At 65.0% G+C, this 17,184-nt stretch carries 16 protein-coding genes and 2 riboswitches; of the genes, 3 read left to right on the forward strand and 13 right to left on the reverse strand.

Annotation, left to right across the window (positions count from 1 at the left end; all coding sequences use genetic code 11):
* Positions 1-64: 64 nt before the first annotated feature.
* The 6 genes from WLQ66_RS02985 to cbiE form a co-directional block, all read right to left on the reverse strand.
* Entirely contained in the window at positions 65-742 is a 678-nt protein-coding gene (locus WLQ66_RS02985) for an energy-coupling factor ABC transporter permease (protein WP_340544878.1), read from the reverse strand.
* Positions 743-770: 28 nt separating this feature from the next.
* Positions 771-986, reverse strand: a riboswitch (cobalamin riboswitch).
* Positions 987-1,173: 187 nt separating this feature from the next.
* Positions 1,174-1,938 (reverse strand): uroporphyrinogen-III C-methyltransferase, encoded by a 765-nt coding sequence (gene cobA / locus WLQ66_RS02990; protein ID WP_340544879.1) that lies wholly within the window; start codon positions 1,936-1,938, stop codon positions 1,174-1,176.
* Complete coding sequence (locus WLQ66_RS02995; protein ID WP_340544880.1) at positions 1,935-3,254, reverse strand: cobyrinic acid a,c-diamide synthase CobB; 1,320 nt, start codon at positions 3,252-3,254, stop codon at positions 1,935-1,937. The genes cobA and WLQ66_RS02995 overlap by 4 nt, the downstream gene beginning before the upstream one ends.
* Before the next feature lie 4 nt (positions 3,255-3,258).
* Positions 3,259-4,053 (reverse strand): precorrin-4 C(11)-methyltransferase, encoded by a 795-nt coding sequence (gene cobM / locus WLQ66_RS03000; RefSeq protein WP_340544881.1) that lies wholly within the window; start codon positions 4,051-4,053, stop codon positions 3,259-3,261.
* The gene (locus WLQ66_RS03005) at positions 4,050-4,427 is read right to left on the reverse strand and encodes a cobalamin biosynthesis protein (RefSeq protein ID WP_340544882.1); all 378 of its coding nucleotides are present in this window, start codon (positions 4,425-4,427) and stop codon (positions 4,050-4,052) included. Before WLQ66_RS03005 ends, cobM begins: the two co-directional genes overlap by 4 nt.
* Positions 4,424-5,620, reverse strand: a complete 1,197-nt coding sequence (gene cbiE / locus WLQ66_RS03010; protein WP_340544883.1) for a precorrin-6y C5,15-methyltransferase (decarboxylating) subunit CbiE — start codon at positions 5,618-5,620, stop codon at positions 4,424-4,426. The genes WLQ66_RS03005 and cbiE overlap by 4 nt, the downstream gene beginning before the upstream one ends.
* Between cbiE and WLQ66_RS03015 the strand changes: the two genes are divergently transcribed.
* A complete protein-coding gene (locus WLQ66_RS03015; RefSeq protein WP_340544885.1) occupies positions 5,619-6,359 on the forward strand; it encodes a cobalt-precorrin-6A reductase in 741 nt (246 codons plus the stop codon). The genes cbiE and WLQ66_RS03015 overlap by 2 nt on opposite strands.
* On the opposite strand, the gene cobJ is transcribed toward WLQ66_RS03015, so the two are convergent.
* From cobJ to WLQ66_RS03050, 7 genes are all read right to left on the reverse strand, one after another.
* The gene (cobJ, locus tag WLQ66_RS03020) at positions 6,356-7,120 is read right to left on the reverse strand and encodes a precorrin-3B C(17)-methyltransferase (protein WP_340544886.1); all 765 of its coding nucleotides are present in this window, start codon (positions 7,118-7,120) and stop codon (positions 6,356-6,358) included. The genes WLQ66_RS03015 and cobJ overlap by 4 nt on opposite strands.
* On the reverse strand, positions 7,117-7,845 hold the full coding sequence (locus tag WLQ66_RS03025; RefSeq protein WP_260087413.1) for a precorrin-2 C(20)-methyltransferase: 729 nt from the start codon (positions 7,843-7,845) through the stop codon (positions 7,117-7,119). Before WLQ66_RS03025 ends, cobJ begins: the two co-directional genes overlap by 4 nt.
* 3 nt (positions 7,846-7,848) lie before the next feature.
* Complete coding sequence (locus tag WLQ66_RS03030; protein ID WP_340544887.1) at positions 7,849-8,478, reverse strand: precorrin-8X methylmutase; 630 nt, start codon at positions 8,476-8,478, stop codon at positions 7,849-7,851.
* Between the two features lies 1 nt (position 8,479).
* Positions 8,480-9,658, reverse strand: a complete 1,179-nt coding sequence (gene cobG / locus WLQ66_RS03035) for a precorrin-3B synthase (protein WP_340544888.1) — start codon at positions 9,656-9,658, stop codon at positions 8,480-8,482.
* Positions 9,655-12,900, reverse strand: a complete 3,246-nt coding sequence (cobN, locus tag WLQ66_RS03040; protein ID WP_340544889.1) for a cobaltochelatase subunit CobN — start codon at positions 12,898-12,900, stop codon at positions 9,655-9,657. The genes cobG and cobN overlap by 4 nt, the downstream gene beginning before the upstream one ends.
* Before the next feature lie 91 nt (positions 12,901-12,991).
* A complete protein-coding gene (gene cobW / locus WLQ66_RS03045) occupies positions 12,992-14,077 on the reverse strand; it encodes a cobalamin biosynthesis protein CobW (protein ID WP_340544891.1) in 1,086 nt (361 codons plus the stop codon).
* A gap of 4 nt (positions 14,078-14,081) precedes the next feature.
* Complete coding sequence (locus tag WLQ66_RS03050; RefSeq protein WP_340544892.1) at positions 14,082-14,489, reverse strand: DUF1636 family protein; 408 nt, start codon at positions 14,487-14,489, stop codon at positions 14,082-14,084.
* Positions 14,490-14,587: 98 nt separating this feature from the next.
* Positions 14,588-14,807, reverse strand: a riboswitch (cobalamin riboswitch).
* A gap of 50 nt (positions 14,808-14,857) precedes the next feature.
* Between WLQ66_RS03050 and cobO the strand changes: the two genes are divergently transcribed.
* Together cobO and WLQ66_RS03060 are read left to right on the forward strand one after the other, a co-directional pair.
* Complete coding sequence (gene cobO, locus WLQ66_RS03055) at positions 14,858-15,493, forward strand: cob(I)yrinic acid a,c-diamide adenosyltransferase (protein WP_340544893.1); 636 nt, start codon at positions 14,858-14,860, stop codon at positions 15,491-15,493.
* A 247-nt stretch (positions 15,494-15,740) separates the two neighbouring features.
* Entirely contained in the window at positions 15,741-16,973 is a 1,233-nt protein-coding gene (locus WLQ66_RS03060) for a PAS domain-containing protein (protein WP_340544895.1), read from the forward strand.
* Positions 16,974-17,184: the final 211 nt, after the last annotated feature.

Genomic DNA, 17,184 nt, shown 5'->3' on the forward strand with positions numbered 1-17,184 from the left:
GGCCTTTCAGACGAAAACACGGCCCCGAAGGCGGGGCCGTGCCGGTTCACTCATGTGCCAAGGATCAGGCGTTGTTGTAAAGACGCGGCGTGACCAGCGCGCTGCCATTGAGGCCACGCGTCGCCTTTGCCGCCGCCAGAACGGCCAGATCGGCAATCGGCTCGATCAGGATGACCAGCATATAGGCGCCGCCAAAGCTCAGCACCGAGGTCACGGTCGCGCTGCCAAATCCCTGACCGTAGAAGGCCCAGAACGCCACCCAGGCCACCACGCCGCCCTGATAGGCGGTGCTCAATGCCAGCGCTTGGCTGTATTTCAGGTCGATATAGGCGGTGCCCGGCGCGATGATGCGGCTGGCCAGCGCTTGCAGCGCAAACAGTGGCACCAAGAGCGTGGTCAGGTTGATGAAGTACATCGGCAGATCAAACGGCGCAAAGAACACGCCCTGGATCAGCAGACCCATCGCCAGACCAAAGGCCGCAGGCGCGGACCCAAGGATCAGGAACAGGGTCGAGCCGAGAATGAAATGCACCTCGGAGACGCCCACCGGGAAATGCGGCAGCACTTCAAAGAACACCAGCACACCCACGGTCGCGATCATCGCGCGCAGCGCGTAGGAGGCGATATTGGTCCTCTTCAGATCCACAAAGGTCTCTTTTGCAGCATAGGTCGCGGCACCGGCTGCGGTGGCATAGGACAAGCCAATTTTGGTGGCATCAACGATGCCCGGTTCGATATGCATATCTGTCTCCTCTCCGTCTCACCCGACGGGTTGATTATGTGGTATGGCCGGTCTCCTGACTCGCGGGTCGCTGCTTGCTTTCCCCCTTCCCAGCCAGTTGGCCAGTGGGTGTTGGAAAGCTGCTCGCCGCTCACAGTCGCGGGGGCGGTTGAGGCTTCGGTGCCGCAATTGGGTCCACCGTTCCTCATTCCCGTTTCAGTCCTGACGCTTCGCGCCGTTGGACACCATATGGCGCCTATGTGGCCCCTGCGCCCCGACTCGGTCAAGTTTGAATCCGGCCCCGGAGAAGGCGATTGCGACGCGCCCTTGGGTCAGCTGCGGCGAACACGCGAAAATGGAAATGCCCCACCCGCGAAACACGGGCAGGGTGTGGTGCTCTCAGAGCGGGATGACCTCTGGTCCGGGCGTAGGGACCGCGCGGTGACGGCGGGTCAGTGGTCGTCCTTGGCCTTCACGGCGGCATGGGCCGGATCCGCAGGCTGATCGGCAAGCGGGCCATAGAGGATCAGCACCGGCGCGGTGGTCTCCATCGCACGCAGCACCTCCGGCAGCTCGCCCACCGTGTGGCAATGCAGCTCCTGCTCCGGCGTCGACACCCCCAGTGCAATCAGCGCATGGGTCTGCGGGGGCAGCCCCGCCTCCAGCAGCTTTTCCGCCAGCGCAGCAAAGGTCCGCTTGCCCATATAGACCACGGTGGTCGCATCCGGGTCCGCCAGCGCGGCGAGGTTCAGCTGATCGGGCAGCCCACCGGTCACGTCATGGCCGGTGATGAACTGCAACCGCCGCGCCGTCAGCCGCCGGGTCAGCGGGATATTCGCCGCCGCCGCCGCTGCCGAGGCCGCGGTAACTCCGGGCACGATCTCGAACCCGATACCCGCCTGCCGCAGCGCGGTGATTTCTTCCTCCAGCCGGCCAAAGACACCGGAATCGCCCGATTTCAGCCGCACCACATGCAGCCCATTTTGGGCATAATCCACCAGAAGCTGGCTCACATGGTCCTGCTTGGGGGAGGGACGTCCGGCCCGTTTGCCCACGCCCACCAGATCCGCGTCGGCGCGGGCATGGGTCAGGATCGGCCCCGAGGACAGGTCGTCAAACAGCACCGCATCCGCAGCCTCCAGCCGCTTTACAGCCTTCACGGTCAAGAGCTCCGGGTCGCCCGGACCGGAGGAGACAAAGGAGACAAAACCGCTCATGCGCGCTCTCCCGTGATCAGGTGAAAGAACGTGCCGGTAACATGGCCCTTGATCGAGCCGGTCTCTGGCACCGGGCCGCCGTCGGCATCCATGACATTGGCCAGCGGCGCGTCAGGTTCTTCCAGAATGGTCGAGTAATGGAACTCATGGCCGCGCAGTGCTGTGCCTGCGTCAAATCCGGGCATCGCCGCCTGAAGCACCGCACGGCGGTAGCCAAGGTGGAACTTGCGCTTCTCGTAGGAGGTTACGAGGCCCAAGAGGCCCAGCATCCGGTGGCGGTTGCCCTCCTTGTCGATCAGCGCCTCACCCAGGGCCATGTAGCCGCCGCATTCGCCATGCACCGGTTTGGTCTCGGCGTGCTTGCGGACACCGGCGCGGAAGGTCTCCGCCGCCGCCAGCGTGCCGCCGTGCAATTCCGGGTAGCCGCCGGGCAGCCAGACCAGATCGGCATCTGCCGCGGGGGCCTCATCAGCCAGCGGCGAGAACGGCAGGATCTCTGCCCCCGCCGCGCGCCAGCCTTCCAGCAGGTGCGGATAGGTGAAGGAAAACGCCGCATCCCGCGCCAGCGCAATCCGCTGGGCAGGTGGCTTGGGCAGGCTGGCCGGCGCGGGTGCGGGACCTGCCAGGGCAGCTGCCTTGATCGCGTCGAGGTCGACATTCTCGCGCAGGAACGCCGCATAGCCCGCGATGGCGGCTTCCAGATCGGGATGTTCCACAGCCTGGATCAGACCCAGATGCCGCTCCGGCAGCGCCAGATCGCCGCGCCGGGGCAGAGAGCCCAGCACCTTGATGCCCGCCTTCTCCATCCCCAGCCGGGTCAGCCGCTCATGGCGCGGGCTGGCTACACGATTGAGGATCACCCCGGCAAAGGGCACTTCGGTGTCATAATTCTTGAACCCCAGCGCCGTGGCCGCCGCCGATTGCGCCTGTCCGCCCACGTCTACCACCAGCACCACCGGCCAGCCCATCCGCTTGGCGGTCTCGGCGGAGGAGCCAAAGCCCGACTGCCCGCGCGTCGCCACACCGTCATAAAGGCCCATGGAGCCTTCTCCGACGCAGATCTCCGCCCCCGCAGATTGCGCTGTGACTGCATCCAGCAGGCCGCCGTCCATCGCCCAGGTATCGAGGTTGAAACTGGGCCGTTTCGCCGCCGCCAGGTGGAAGGCCGGGTCGATATAATCCGGCCCGCTCTTGTAAGGCTGCACCACCAGCCCGTCTTCGGCCAGCGCCCTGAGCAGGCCCAGCATCACGGTGGTCTTGCCGGTGCCCGAGGAGGGCGCCGAGATCATCAGTCCGGGAGGGTTCATATTTGTCATGGCCTTAGTCGTCCCCATGGCTCCAGCTCGACCACGGGCTGTCGGCGCTCTGCGGCCGGTAGCGGCGATCGTATTCGGTGGAATAGAGGCAGCTTTCGTCAAAGCCTTCGCCCTTCAGCACCGGTCCAACAAGGATCAGTGCGGTGCGGGAGATTTTCTCGTCCAGCGCATCCTTCAGGGTCTCCAGCGTGGCGCGGATGATCTGCTGATCCGGCCAGCTGGCGCGGTAAACCACCGCCACCGGACAATCCGCGCCGTAATGGGGCGCGAGGCTGTCCACCACATGGTCCAGATTGCCGATCGACAGGTGAATGGCCAGCGTGGCACCGGTACGGGCGAAATTCTCCAGCGTCTCGCCCTCGGGCATCGAGGACGCGCGCCCCGGCGTGCGGGTCAGCACCACTGACTGGCCAAGGCCCGGCAGGGTCAGCTCGGTCCCCAGCGCGGCAGCAGCGGCGGCAAAGGATGGCACACCGGGGGTGACGCTCACCGGAATGCCCTCCGCCTTCAATCGGCGCAGCTGTTCGCCCATCGCCGACCAGACCGACAGATCGCCGGAATGCAACCGCGCCACGTCCTGTCCCGCCTCATGCGCCGCCTTGATCTCCGCCACGATGGCATCCAGATCCATCGCCGCGGTGTTCACGATCTTTGCATCCTCGGGGCAATGGCTCAGGATCTCCTCCGGCACCAGCGAGCCCGCGTAGAGGCACACCGGGCAGGCGGCGATGATATCGCGCCCGCGCAGGGTCAGAAGGTCGGCAGCGCCAGGTCCGGCGCCAATGAAGTGAACGGTCATGGCTCAAGTCTTTCTGCTATGGCCGCGGTGGCAAGCCCATCCGCGGTGACAACTCTCGGGGCAAGAAGGCGCACGCGCGCGCCCTTCACCCCATGGCGCGCGCCCGCCAGCGCCGCGGCTTCCGCCAGCGACCCGGTGCCGAACCGCGCCTTTATCCTTGGCGAGCAGGTCAATGTCTGCTCCCCGGCTATATCCTGTTCCTGCAATGAAATCACCGGCAGCCCAAGGCTGCGCGCAAACTCCTGCATAGCGGGGGCGTCGGCCTTCTGAGCGATGGAGGCCAGCGCATCCACCCGCTCCCCGGTCAGCGCCAGTGCGGCCTGCAAATCCGCTGCCGTGGCCGTGCTGCGGAACCCGATGCCTGCCACCTTCATCGCGTGACACTCCACTGGATGACGGGTCGCGCCCGTCGCCAGTCGCGCATGGTGCCCAGCGGCCCGGCCTCGGCGATCTCCGCTTTCAAGAGATGCCCGCCACGGTCCGCATGGGCCTGCATCAAGAGGGTTTCGGTTTCCAGCGTCACCCCATTGGCAACCAGCCGGGTGCCTGCGGGCAGGATGTCCCACAGATGATCCAGCAGCGCCTGCGAGCCGCCGCCGCCGATGAACACGCAGGCGGGCATCTCAAACCCGTCCAGCACCTCCGGCGCCTTGCCCAGCACCGCCGTCATCCGGTGATCCAGCCCGAACGCTGCGGCATTGGCGCGGATGTTCGCCAGTCGGCTCTCGCGCGGCTCGAAGGTGATCGCCCGCGCACCCTGTGCGGCCAGACACCACTCCACCGAGACGGACCCAGACCCGCCGCCGATGTCCCACAGCAGCTCACCTGCGCGCGGGGCCAGCGCCGACAGGGTCAGCGCCCGAATAGGGCGTTTGGTGATCTGCCCGTCACTGGAAAAGAGATCATCCGCCAGCCCCGACGCCTGCGGCAGCCCGGGCCGCATGGCCTCGATGGCCATAAGGACCGGCGCTTCTGCCTGCGGCAGATCCCAGGCTTCGGCTGTTGCTTGGCGCAGCCGTTGCCTTGGCCCGCCCAGCCGTTCCATCAGATGAAGCCGCGCGTCGGGCTGGCCGTTTGCAGCCAGCCATTGCGCCAGCTCCGCCGGTGCCTTGCCATCGCGCAGGGTGCAGATCACCCGCACGCCCCGGCCCAGAAGCGGCAGCAGCCGGGCGTAAGGTGCGGCATGAAGGCCAAGGCACAGAACCTCCTCCAGCTTCCAGCCCAGAAGATTGGCGGCCAGCGCAAAACAGGATGGCGCCGGGTGCGACACCCATTCACCCGCCTCCAGATCCCGCATCAGCGACCCGCCGACGCCATGCCAGAACGGATCGCCGGAGGCGAGAACAGCGACTTTGCGCCCGCGCATCGCCAGCACCGGCCCGGTTGAAAACGGCACCGGCCAGGGCTGACCCTTGCTGCCGGCCTCCACCAGCTCCAGATGCCGCGGGCCGCCAAAGATCACCTCGGCCTGCTCCAGCGCCTTCCGGCTTGCATCGCTTAAGGAATCCAGTCCATTTTCGCCCAGACCAATGATTGTGAGCCAGTGCTGTGAAAGGCCATCAGACATGACACGCATCCTCCTGCTGGGCGGCACCACCGAGGCCTCGCAATTGGCCAAAACCCTTGCGGAAACTGGCGCGGATGCAGTGTTTTCCTACGCGGGCCGCACAGCCAAACCGGTCAACCAGCCGCTGCCCACCCGCATTGGCGGCTTTGGTGGCGTGGAGGGGCTGGCGGCATACCTGCGCGCCAAAAGCATCACCCATGTGGTCGATGCGACCCACCCCTTCGCGGCGCAGATGAGCACCAATGCGGTGCACGCCTGCGAAGCGGCGGATGTGCCGCTCTGTGCCTTTGAGCGCCCGGCCTGGCAGGCGGGGGAGGGCGACCGGTGGGTTCACACGGACAGCATCGAAGGCGCGGTAATTGCTCTGCCGGATTCCTCCACGCGGGTGTTTCTGGCGATCGGCAAACAGAACCTTGCACAATTCGCCGCCAAACCGCAGCACCACTATCTGCTGCGGCTGGTGGATGCGCCGGAGGCGGATTTGCCGTTGCCGCACACCACGGTCGAGATCGCCCGCGGGCCGTTTGACGCGGCGGGCGACACCGCGCTGCTGCAGCGCCACGCCATCACCCACGTGGTCGCCAAGAACGCGGGCGGTGCAGGCGCAGCCGCCAAACTCGCCGCCGCGCGCACCCTCGCCCTGCCGGTCATCATGATCGGCAGACCCGAGGTGCCTCAGCGGCCCGTATTGGGCAGCGTGGCAGAGGTGATGGCCTGGCTGTTGCATTCCGCCGCTTAACCCTCAGCCGCGTAGCGGGGGGTGTAAACGTAATGGCCCACCCGCCGCGTGTCGCGGTTGCCGACAATAACCACCGTGCGCATGTCGGCCATCTCGGGCGTTGCGTCCTTCAGCGGCACGGTCAGCAGCTCCTGCCCGGGCTTGGTCACGTCGCGGGCAAAGGTGATCAGCGTCTCCGCGCCGCAGGCCTCGCGCAGGATCTCCAGCGCGCGGGCAAACTGATGCGGCCGCGACTTGGAACGCGGGTTGTAGAACGCCATCGCCAGACCGGCCTCGCCAACCAGTTGCAGGCGTTTTTCAATGAGGCTCCAGGGCTTCAGGTTGTCGCTGAGGTTGATGGCGGCAAAGTCATGCCCCAAGGGCGCGCCGATGGCAGCAGCGGCGGCCAGCATGGCGGTGATACCGGGCAGCACCTTGATCTCCAGATCCAGCCACTCGGGGTTGCTTTCGGCGTTGTTCTCCAGCGCCTCAAACACAGCGGAGGCCATGGCGAACACCCCCGGATCACCGGAGGAGACAACGGCAACCCGCTTACCCGCGGCAGCCATTTCCAGCGCATGGGTGGCGCGGTCCACCTCGACCCGGTTGTCGGTGGCATGCAGCGTCAGGCCGTCGCGCGGCGCGACCCGGTTGACGTAAGGGATATAGCCAACGATATCCGTGGCCTCATCAATGGCGTCGCGCACTTCCTGCGTTACCAATGCCTCGTTGCCGGGCCCAAGCCCCGCAATCACCACCCAGCCGTTTTGCGATACAGTCATGGCCGACGCCCCTGTCCGTGAACCAAGACGATAGAGAAGTAAGGCACCTCGCCGTCGATCTCCGACAGCTTCTGCACGGTTTGCCCGGGCATGGTGCCGCGTTCGACCAGCCAGGCGTCATCTGCGCGGCCCGCACGTTCCAGCGCGCGGCGCAGTTTGGGCAGGTTGCGGCCGATTTTCATGACGACCAGCGCGTCGGTTTCTGCCGCGCGTTTGGCCAGCTCATCCTCGCTGAGGGTGGCCATCGCCACGGTCAGAACATCATCGCCCCAGGTGATCGGCTGGCCGGAGGCGGTCCAGCAGCCGGACATGCCGGTGATGCCGGGAATGATCTCCTGTGCGGCCCGGCCCTGAAGGCGGGTGTAGAGATGCATATAAGAGCCATAGAGGAACGGATCCCCCTCACAGAGCACCACGACGTCCTCGGTCTGGGCAATCTCGGCCAATGTGTCGGCCCAGCGGTCATAGAACTCCGCCAGTACCCGGTTGTATTCGGGATCGGAGAAATGGATCTCGGTCGTCACCGGGTATTCCATCGCGTGTTCGGTGACGCCGTCTGCCAGCATGCCTTCGACAATCGCGCGGGCTTGGCCCTTGCGGCCGGCCTTGCGGAAATAGGCGATGTGGCGCGCGCCGGAAATCATCCGGTGCGAGCGCAGGCTCATCAGATCGGGATCGCCGGGGCCGAGCCCCGCGCAGATGACTTTGCCCTTCGCAATGGTCATGGCTTACTCTTTCCAGCTCGCCAGCGCGTTCACGGCAGCGACAGTGATTGCAGACCCGCCGAGGCGCCCTTTGACGATCATCGACGGCACTGGCAGATCTTCCATCAGCGCCTCTTTGGATTCCATCGCACCGACAAAACCGACGGGACAGCCGATAATGGCGGCGGGGCGGGGGCAATCGGGGTCTTTCAGCATGTTCAACAGGTGAAACAGCGCGGTTGGGGCATTGCCGATGGCCACGACCGCACCTTCCAGTTTCGGGCGCCAAAGCTCCAGCGCGGCGGCGGAGCGGGTGTTGGCCATCTCCTTGGCCAGCTCCGGCACCTTGGGGTCTCGCAGGGTACAGATCACCTCATTGTCCGCGGGCAGGCGCGGGCGGGTGATGCCCTCGGAGACCATATACGCATCGCAGAGGATCGGCGCGCCCTTGGCAAGGGCTGCGCGGGCGGTCTCGGCCATGCCTTGGGAAAACCGCACATGCTCCTCCAGCCCCACCATGCCTGCGGCGTGGATCATGCGGACGACGACAACTTCCTCGTCCTTGCTGAAGCGCGCCAGATCGGCCTCGCGGCGGATGGTGGCAAAGCTTTCGGCATAGATCGCGGCGCCATTGGTTTCATAGGTGTGGAGCATATCAGCTGCCCTCTGTCATAAGGTCTGGAGCGGCGCGTAAGCGGGCGGCGCTCAGGGAGGTGTTTAGCGGGTGATCGGCGGCAGTGCCATTGCGGATCAGGTCAAATTGGTCGTCACCGGTGGCGGTCAGCACCAGATCGGCGGGGCGGGGGTGGGCACAGCCTTTGGCGCAGCCGGAGACATGCAGATGCAGGCCCGCAGGCACCGCAGGGGCCAGATCGCGGGCCAGAGCGCGCGTCGCCGCGCGCGCCTGCGGGCAGCCGGGTGCCCCGGTGCAGGCGCTCACCCGCAGGCGGGGATCCGTTGCATCCAGGATCAGGCCGGGCAGGGGGGGCAGGGTGCTGGCGCCTTCGACAAGCAGCATCCGCCAGGGGGTGAGCCGCAGCGCGCCGTGATCGGCCAGCGCCGCCAACGTGCGGGCAGGCATCTGGCCAAATTCCAAAGCCACCAACAGCCCCTGCGCCGATGCGCCCGGGAGAGGCCGGAGGGAAGACGTTGCGGCACCGACCGTTGCCGCATGCGCCGCAGGGGGGCCGCGGCGCGCAATCAGCCGGTGCATTCTGCCACGCCCCTCGGACGCGCCGCCTTGGTCGAGAAACCAGCGCGCCAGCGCGAGGGCGTCGCCTGCGGCACCGTCAGCCGTGACCGGCAGGCCCCTGTCTGCACCATCGGCGCGCAGGATCAGCTCGTCAGGGCCACGTTCGATGCGGATATCTGCGGCTGTCTCGGCCAGCACGGGCAGGTCACCACAGTCCACGGCAAAGCCGAACTTGCCGGGAAGCGCCAGATCGCTGGCCGCCGTCAGCGCGGCGGCCAGCGTCTGCGCAATCTGGTGGCTGTCGTCGCCTGCGCGCCAGAACGGCGTCAGGGTGATATTGCGACGCGCTTCGGCCTCTGCGTCCTCATCGACCAGACCCAGATCGCCAAGACCTGCGATCAGTGGCAGATGGGCGTCCTCGCGAATGCCGCGCAGTTGCAGATTGGCGCGGGCGGAAATATCGACAATGCCGGATCCACAGCGCTGCGCCAGATCGGCCAGACCGCGCGCCTGATCCGGTGTGAGCCGCCCCAAAGCTGCGCGCACCCGCACCACCAGACCGTCGCCCGACATCATCGGACGCAGCGCACCGGGACACCAGCCATAGACTTTGGGCGCTGGGGAGGCGGCTTGCTCACTCACACCGCGCCCTCCAGCTCAGCCATGATCGAGTTGCGCCGCGTGCTCCACAGGCCGGCATCAAACAGCGCGCGAAAGCGGTCGCGCATGGCAGCCAGCGCGTCGGGGTTCTCGCGCTCCATGAAGTCGACCAGATCCTCGCGGCCCAAAGTGGCCTCGAAATAGAGATCAAAGAGATGCGGCTGCACCACCTGCGCCAGATGGGCAAAGGCCGCCATATGATCCAGTGTCGCCGCGATTTCCGCCGCGCCGCGAAAGCCGTGGTTCATCATCGAGGTGGCCCAATCGGGATTGGCGGCGCGGGCGCGCGTCACGCGGGCGATCTCCTCGCCCAAGCTGCGCGCCTGCGGTTTGTCAGGCCGGGTGGCATCCATGTGGTAGAGCGCCGGTGCCTTTTGGCCGATGCGCGCCATGGCGGCGGCAAATCCGGCCTCATGCGCGGCATAATCCGAGGCCACCAGCAGGTCGGTTTCCGGCAGATCCTGCAGGTGCACAAAACTATCCGTGGTTTGCAGCCGGATCTCCAGGGCCTCGCGGGCATCGGTGATGGTGCCCTTGGCATCAATCGCGTGCGACGACGCGTTGAGCCAGGCCTCGCCCGCTGCCGCGCGGGCCGCGTCGCTGTAGTCATCCAGATGCGGGTTCATCGACAGGCCATATTGACCCGGTTTCGGGCCAAAGACGCGGGGCGTCTGCGCCAGATAGGGATTGTCGCTCGCGCTTTCCTCGCGGCCTGCCAGCGCGGCGGCGGCGGCCTCGAACATCTGCGCCAGACCGGGGAAGACGTCACGGAACAGACCGGAGACCCGCAGGGTGACATCAATGCGTGGCCGGTTCAGCATCGAGAGCGGCAGCACCTCGAAACCGGAGACGCGCTCGGAGCCTTCGTCCCACTTGGGCGCCAGCCCCGCCAGATGCAGCGCCATGGCAAATTCCTCGCCCGCGGTGCGCATGGTGGCCGAGCCCCAGAGATCAATCACCAGCCCGCGTGGCCAGTCGCCATGGTCCTGAAGATGGCGGCGCAGCAGCTCTTCTGCCAGCTTGACCCCTTGCGCCTGCGCCGCGCGCGACGGCACCGCGCGGGGATCCGTGGTAAAGAGGTTGCGCCCGGTCGGGATCACATCCGTACGGCCGCGAAACGGCGAGCCGGAGGGGCCGGGGGCCACCATCTGGCCATTCAGCGCGGCCACCAGCCCGGCGCGTTCCTCAGCGCCGCATTGACCGGTGCCAAAGATATGCAGCCCTTCCCCATATTGGCTTTCCTTGATGTCGCAGACAAAGGCGTCGATCCGGGTGATCGCCTCGGCGGGCGAGGTGTCGGGCGTGAGGCCCAGATCAGCCTCCACGCCTGTGCCCTGCGCCTCGGCCCGGATGCTGTCGATCAGCCGGTCGCGGCGGGCCGGATCCAATCCGTCAGCGGTGGAATATTCATCAAGCAGGCTTTCCAGCCGCGCCATGCCTGCGGGCAGATTGGTCTGCGCCAGCGGCGGCGGCAGATGGCCCAGGGTGACGGCGCCAATGCGGCGCTTGGCCTGTGCGGCCTCGCCCGGATCATTGACGATAAAGGGATAGGCGACAGGCAGCGGCCCGGTCAGCACCTCGGGCCAGCAGTGCTCGGACAGGGCGACGGCCTTGCCCGGCAGCCACTCCAGCGTGCCATGGGCGCCGATGTGGACAATGGCGTCGGACTGGCTGCGCAGCCAGATGTAAAACGCCACATAGGCATGGCGCGGGGTGCGGTCGAGATCGTGGTAATCATCGACGCGGGTCTTGACCTCGCCGCGTTCGGGTTGCAGCGCGATCAGCGCCTTGCCTGCCCGCAACGCCTTGAAGTGAAAGGCACCATCGCGGCAATCCGGGTCTTCCTCAGCGGCACCCCAGGCCTCCGACAGCCTGTCCTGCAACACCTTCGGCAGGGTCGCCAGCGCAGCCCGGTAGCCCTGTAGCGAGATGGTCTGCGTCTCCGCCATCAGCCGCAGGCCGGTGCTTTCCAGCGGTTCCACGACATAGCCCTGATCCCAGAGCTCGCGCAGGATTTCATCGCAGGAGGCCAGCGCATCCAGTCCCACCGCATGGGCCAGATTGTGATCGCGGCCCGGATAGGTGGACAGCACCAGCGCCAGACGTTTGTCGGCATTGGGCAGCTTCGCCAGCCGCAGCCAGCCCTCGATCCGGTCAACGGCTGCGGTGATGCGGCCGGGATCGGCGCGATGGGCAAAGCGGGAATATTGCAGATCCGGGTCTTTCTTGCCCGGCGCCTTGAAGCTGACCAGCCCGGCGAAAATGCGGCCATCCACCTCGGGCAGCACCACATGCATGGCTAGATCGGCCGGGGACAGCCCGCGATCCGCCTCGGTCCAGTCCTTGCGCCGCGCGGTGGACAGGGCGACCTGGAACACCGGACAGCCGGTGGTGGAGAGCGGCGACGCGCTGCCATCGGTGCCCTGCGCCGAGAAGGCGGTGGCGTTCACGATGGCTGCCGGCGCCAGTCCGGGCAGTTTGTCACGCAGCCAGTCCGCGCTGGCCGGTGCCTTGAGGCTGGCAGCAAAGGCGCCATAGGCCGCATAGCCCCGCCCGCGCAGCTCATTGATCAGCGCATCCACCGGGGCGGTATCGGCGGCCGTCAGATAGGAGCGGTAGAAACTCACCAATATGAGAGGTTTGTCCTGCGCCGGCAGATCCGCCAGCACGCCTTTTTCCGGGTCATAGAACCCATGTTCGGGCGTGCTCTTGAGGCCAAGGACCGGACCAGCATAAAGCCCCGCCGCCAGCGATAGCTGGGCAAGTGCCGCCTGTGCCGCCACCGCACCGCCGGCATCACATAGATGCTGGAGACGGCGCAGAGTTGAAACCGGCAGCGTCGAGAGGGCGTCCAGACGGGCATCTTCGCGCCCGTCAGCCGGCAGGATCGCCAGCGCGATGCCCTTGCGCCGCGCCAGATCCTGTAGCGTGGCAAGCCCGTAGGACCAGTAGCTTTCGCCGCCGATCAGACGTACCAGAACGCCCTTGGCGCCCTCCAGTGTCTGTTCGGCATAGACATCGACCGAGAGCGGGTGTTTCAGCGCCACCAGATTGGCAAGGCGCAGGCTGGGCAGCTTGCCCTCGGCCCGGTGCCAGCCCGCCGCAAAGGCCCCGAGATCGCTGTCGGAGAACGAGAGCACCACAAGGTCCGCAGGCGTCTGCCCCAGATCCTGTGGTGTATCACTCTCGTCGAGGCCGTGGCTTTCGCGGAAGACGACATGCATGGGTCAGGCCTTTGTATTCTGGCAGGCGGCGGGCGCTCTGTGGGCTGCGTCCGAGCCTGGGAGGGTGCGAATGCGCCCGACCGGCATCGGCTCAGGCCCCCAGCTCGGCGCGGATGGCGGCGGCGTCGATGTTGTCATGCTCGGCAATCACCACCAGCTGGGTGCGCCGGGGCATGTCACCCCAGGGCTGGTCATATTGCGCGCGCAGGCGTTCGCCCACGGCCTGAACAAGCATCCGCATCGGTTTTCCTTCCACCGCCACATAACCTTTGACGCGCAGGATATTGCGCTCGCGGGCGAGTTTCACGATGGCATCTTGCAATGCCTGCGGATCGGAAACTTCGCCGAGGTCGACCACGATTGTATCAAAATCGTCATGGCTGTGATCATGGTGGTGATGATCGTGATCGTGATCGTGGTCGTGATCATCGTCATGGTGGTGATGATGCTCATGGTGCGACGGGCGCGCATCCAGATCGTCTTCGGCCGCGGCCTCAAGTCCCAGAATGACGCGCGGGTCGATCACGCCTTCGGACATCGACAGGATCGGCAGTTTGCGCGGCGCTTCGGCCTCGATCATCGCGCGGGCCTTGTCCAGGCCCTCTTCACCGGCCAGATCGGCCTTCGACAACAGGATGATGTCCGCGCAGGAGATCTGATCCTTGAACAGCTCCGACAGCGGGGTTTCATGGTCGATGCCCTCATCGGCTTCCCGCTGGGCCTGCACCGCATCCAGATCGGTGGCGAACTGGCCCTTGGCGACCGCTTCGGCGTCGGCCAGCGCAACCACGCCATCCACGGTGATGCGCGACCGGATCGCGGGCCAGTCAAAGGCCTTCAGCAGCGGTTTCGGCAGCGCCAGACCGGAGGTTTCGATCACGATGTGATCGGGTTTTTCCGGCAGGTTCATCAGCTGTTCGATGGTGGGGATGAAATCATCGGCCACGGTGCAGCAGATACACCCGTTGGCGAGCTCCATGATGTTCTCCGCCGGGCAGTTCTCATCGGCGCAGGATTTCAGGATTTCACCGTCCACACCGGCGGTGCCAAATTCATTGACCACCACGGCCAGACGCTTGCCCTGCGGGTTCTGCATCAGATGGCGGATCAGGGTGGTTTTGCCCGCACCAAGGAAGCCGGTGATGACGGTGACGGGGATTTTGTTCAGATCGCTCATGGGGTCAGTCCTTGGATAAGGAGGGAGGAGTGGGAGAGGTCGCCGCAGGTGCCGGCGCAGGCGGGATACGGGCGATGGATTGCTTGCGGAACACCACGGGGCGTTCGCGCCAGGGCACCAGACCATCCGTGGTGGCGGCATAGGCGGCAGCGCCGCTCAGGATGTCGGGCACATGCTCGTCGGGATCAAGATCACCGTAGATGTAGCTCCAGCGGGCGTCGCCGCCGCTCAGCACCATGGAACAGCCACGGGTACAGGCTGAGAGGCATTCGACACCGCGCACCGCAACGCCTTCGGGCAGATCGGCCTCTTGCAGGGCGGCCAGCATACGGGCACCGGGGCGGGGGGCCTCCGGGTCGGTCACCTCGCCGCGACGGCAGGTGGTGCAGATCGTCAATGTTACCTCGGCCATGAGCGCCCTTCACTTGGTTCAGCGAGGGGGCTGCGGGCCAGCGGGGGCGCGAGGGTCGCGCGCGGATCCCAGCCGGTCGCGGAACACCCCGTCCGCCCGTTGCATTTCGTGCGTTGGCAGGTCTCCCGGCTTGCGGATGCCAGGACCTTTTTCGGGTCCTGACGGTCATCCTGCCTTCCCGAGTGGTACTCAGTGGCGTCGGAGACCTCTCCGGTCACGGTCGCGGGGGCGGCTGTGCTTTGACGGACCCTGATGGCCCAACTGTCACATTCCCTCTTCGCCTGCCAAATGGCAGGAACCAACAAAACCCCCTTGCGCCATTGCCCCTGTCTTTGTCAAGAGATGGGCGAACCAGTAGGAGAGCCACAATGAGCGATACGCCCGAGACCGACATTTCCGAAGCAGAAGCGGCACGCCATGCGGCGAAAATGGCCAAGAAGAAGGCCGCCCGCGACCGCATGATGCAGAACAAGGATGGCGAAAAGGGGCTGATCATCGTCCACACCGGTCCGGGCAAGGGCAAGTCCAGCTCCGGATTTGGCATGATCATGCGCTGCATTGCCCATGGGATGCCGTCGGCAGTGGTGCAGTTCATCAAAGGCGCCTGGCAGACCGGTGAACGCACCCTGATCGAGGAGAACTTCAGCGAGCTGTGCCAGTTCTACGCGATGGGCGAAGGCTTTACCTGGGAGACCCAGGACAAGGCGCGCGATATTGCCGCCGCGCAGAAGGGCTGGGAGAAGGCCAAGGAGATGATCCGCGACGAGCGCAACGCCATGGTGCTCCTCGATGAAATCAATATCGCGCTGCGCTATGACTACATCGACATTGCCGATGTGGTAGAATTCCTTGAGACCGAGAAACCGCCGATGACCCATGTCGTCCTGACCGGTCGCAACGCCAAGGAAGAGCTGATCGAGATCGCCGATCTGGTCACCGAAATGGGTCAGATCAAACATCCTTTCCGCGACGGCATCAAAGCCCAGAAGGGTGTGGAGTTCTGATTTTCTGACGTGATCGTGACATGAGGCGGAAAGCTCCTGCACTATTTTGCGGGGGCTTTTTTTGTTGGCGATTGTTGTTCGGATGCGGGGTCGGTGGCAGGCGGTGAAAGCGGACCCGCAGGGCGGGCTCCGGGCCGGGAGAGTCCGAATTCTTGAAATTTATCTCGATTTTCCACGGTGAATTTACGGCTGTGTAACGCACAAGGTTTAGGCAGGTCACCTACACAAGTAGCGATGGGAAATCACTTTGACGTTCATGGACAGCCGGATCGAAGCGCGCCCGCTCAGGGGAGAGGCTCCCTTTGCGCTCAATGAAGTATTCTACTCCAGAACGGATGGCCGTGGGGTTATTCAAATCGGAAACGAGATTTTCCGGCGGGTGTCAGACTACCCGTGGGGCGATCTGATCGGAGCGCCACATAAGATCATCCGCCACGAGGATATGCCGCGCGGGGTGTTCCAGCTGTTCTGGGAGACCATCCAGGCCGGCGATTTCTTTGGCGGCTACATAAAGAACAAGTCCCGCGATGGGCTGCACTACTGGGTTTATGCAGTTGTTGTCCCCTGCGAAGAGGGGTTTCTTTCGGCGCGGATCAAACCGACCAGCAAACTGTTTGATAAGATTGCACAAGGCTATGCGGATCTGCTGAAAGCCGAGCAGGACGGCGGGCTCAGCCCTGAGGAAAGCCGTGACAGGCTGCTGGACTGGTGTCGTGAACTGGGTTTTGAGAACTACCAGCAGTTTGCCGCCAACGCGCTGGCAGATGAGCTGGCGGCCCGCGATCAGGGGATGGAAAATGCGCCTGATCTGGCGATTGAACGCCTGCGGACCATGCTCGCAAACTCGGATGTTCTTGCAGAAGAAACCCGTGGTCTGATCGACGATTTTGCGGCGATGCGCACCATTCCCCACAACCTGCGGGTCCTTGCGTCGCGGATTGAACCGTCGGGCGGCCCGGTGACCGTGCTGTCACAGAACTACGGGTCCATCTCGCAGGAGATGTCGAACTGGTTCGCCACCCATGTTATGGGCAAGGACAGCAATTTTTCAAAGATCAAGGGGCAGGTCAGCCAGAGCCTGTTCGTGGCAGGCGTCGTACGTATTTTCAGTGAATGCAGCAAGCAGCTTCAAAGCGAAAATCATGCAGTGCTGGGTGAGGAGGGCCGGGCGCATGAGCAATCGCTGCTGCGGGCGCTAGCCATGGTACAGGAAGAACATGCTCGCACACAGCTGTCGGATGTGAACCGCGAGGCGGAGCGAATCACCAAGATCTGCGAAAACATGCAGCGCCAGCTGCTGGGGCTGAGTTCGACGCGGGTGCTGTGCAAAATCGAAAGCGCGCGGCTTCCCGAGGATGGTCATTCTCTGTCTGACATCATCGACCAGCTGGGACGATTCCAGCAGCGTATCTCGCAGCGGCTTCAGCACATCAGCAAGCTGTGCTCCAACGATCCGTCGCCCGCAGATCAGACCGCATGAGGCGCGAGAGATCCTTGGGTCGTGCCGGGACATAGCACCGGCAGGCCGCGCCGGACGAAGGCCGCTGCGGATTGTTGACCGAAGAAATATGGCAACGCTTGCTCACCCCGGGCATTGCCGCTCTTGCTGCCAACAATGTCAGCCCCTCTGACCAAATGTTTCGCGTGCGAAACAATCGGACAGGGGGGCTGATACTTTTTGTAGGCGTTGC

Source organism: Phaeobacter sp. A36a-5a (assembly GCF_037911135.1).
Lineage (GTDB): Bacteria > Pseudomonadota > Alphaproteobacteria > Rhodobacterales > Rhodobacteraceae > Phaeobacter > Phaeobacter bryozoorum.